General features: G+C 42.1%; 3 protein-coding genes and 1 pseudogene. 2 read left to right on the top strand and 2 right to left on the bottom strand.

The annotated features are described in order from the left end of the window. Positions 1-344 (bottom strand): lysozyme (locus ACFILL_RS09190; RefSeq protein ID WP_375643826.1); only part of this gene is annotated, 344 nt, incomplete at its 3' end. Between the two features lie 185 nt (positions 345-529). Between ACFILL_RS09190 and ACFILL_RS09195 the strand changes: the two genes are divergently transcribed. Further along, a complete protein-coding gene (locus ACFILL_RS09195; RefSeq protein WP_015857128.1) occupies positions 530-853 on the top strand; it encodes a type II toxin-antitoxin system RelE/ParE family toxin in 324 nt (107 codons plus the stop codon). Positions 854-865: 12 nt separating this feature from the next. Next, a complete protein-coding gene (locus tag ACFILL_RS09200; RefSeq protein WP_208439803.1) occupies positions 866-1,177 on the top strand; it encodes a DNA-binding protein in 312 nt (103 codons plus the stop codon). 92 nt (positions 1,178-1,269) lie between these two features. On the opposite strand, the pseudogene ACFILL_RS09205 reads toward ACFILL_RS09200, so the two are convergent. Next, a pseudogene (locus tag ACFILL_RS09205) lies at positions 1,270-1,421 on the bottom strand (late control protein); the annotation flags it as partial.

Genomic DNA, 1,421 nt, shown 5'->3' on the forward strand with positions numbered 1-1,421 from the left:
GCTTCATATTCACCTTGATTGAGCTTTTTTAACAGTGTCGAGTTACAAAAGGCTCCTGTTCCTACATTATAGCAAAACGACACTAACGCCGCGAATTGTTCATCCGTTAATGAAACTGTAACAGCGCGTTCAACGACATTTTCAAATTGTCTTAAGTCTTGACAAAGAAGTTCTTCTGCTTGCTTTTCAGTGATTGTCATGCCTTCGTAAATAAAAGGTTTTCCAGCACTGTTTGTATGTCCATAACCTATTGTCCACACCCCAATGGCATCTTTATAGGCGTTTAAACGCAAACCTTCCCATTGTTTGATAAGTGCAAGTCCTTCTGATGATATTTTTCGCATATGCTTCTCCATAAAAAAAAGCTCCGCAAAAAGCAGAGCTGGATTAAAAAAATTGACATCTTTCTCATTCGGAAAGATAGCTTGGTTAAGCTTCATGTCGCTTTTTCATTGGAACAAAAGAAGATTTTTTCTCAACTTTTAATTTCTCTCTTGACAAACATTCGTTTATAAACGAATATAACATCATGTTTGAAATACGTCACTACCTTACTTCTGATGGCAAAGACTTGATAGCTGATTGGCTGCGAAAGCTCCGTGACATGCAGGCTAAAACTGCAATTATTCGCCGCCTTAATCGTTTAGAGCAGGGGAACTTTGGCGATTTCAAGCCGCTTCGTGAGGGTGTCCATGAATTGCGTATTAATGTTGGTCCTGGCTACCGAGTTTATTATGTCCAATCTGGAAAGACCGTATTGTTGCTATTATGCGGTGGCAGCAAAAAAACACAAGAGACTGATATCACTCGTGCATGTGCTTGCTGGCGTGATTGGCAAAACCGTGAAGATTAAAGGAGTGCAAAAATGAAAGACCGTAACCATGATGATGCAATGGCAGAAATATTCCGTGATGATCCTGAGTTGGCAGCGGCTACCCTTGATGCAATCCTAGCAGATGGTGATCAGGGTGAACTGCTTGTAACTCTACGCCAAATGGCCAAAGCTTATGGTGGTGTTCAAGCTGTAGCTAAAGCAGCCAACTTGAACCCAACACAACTTTACCGTACACTTTCAGAAAAAGGTAATCCAGAGTTCCGCAGCTTGAATGCTTTACTGCGTACCATGGGGTTTCGTTTGGCTGTACAGCCTCTTGAACGACCAGTTCCACACGTGTAACTTTAGTTCCACTCCCCACCTTTAAAGATGGGGAAGGGAGGTATTTAAGCAATCATTTTTAATGAGGGGCTCTACATCTAGTTTATAACCTATCATGTATCCTCTTCATCCATATGGATGACGCCTTCGCCTTCGTCACATGCGTTTGGTGGGGCGTTTGGATCAATGGTATCATCCTTGTCTGGTGTGGTGTTTGCAACGTTTCCAGCCGCATCTTCTTGGGTTTCATCAAAAAGCTCGCAAT

The organism is Bartonella sp. AP20NXHL, from assembly GCF_042196165.1.
Lineage (GTDB): Bacteria > Pseudomonadota > Alphaproteobacteria > Rhizobiales > Rhizobiaceae > Bartonella.

Coding starts and splice junctions, on each gene's coding strand:
- ACFILL_RS09195 (WP_015857128.1), top strand. CDS start 530: ATGTTTGAAATACGTCACTACCTTACTTCTGATGGCAAAGACTTGATA.
- ACFILL_RS09200 (WP_208439803.1), top strand. CDS start 866: ATGAAAGACCGTAACCATGATGATGCAATGGCAGAAATATTCCGTGAT.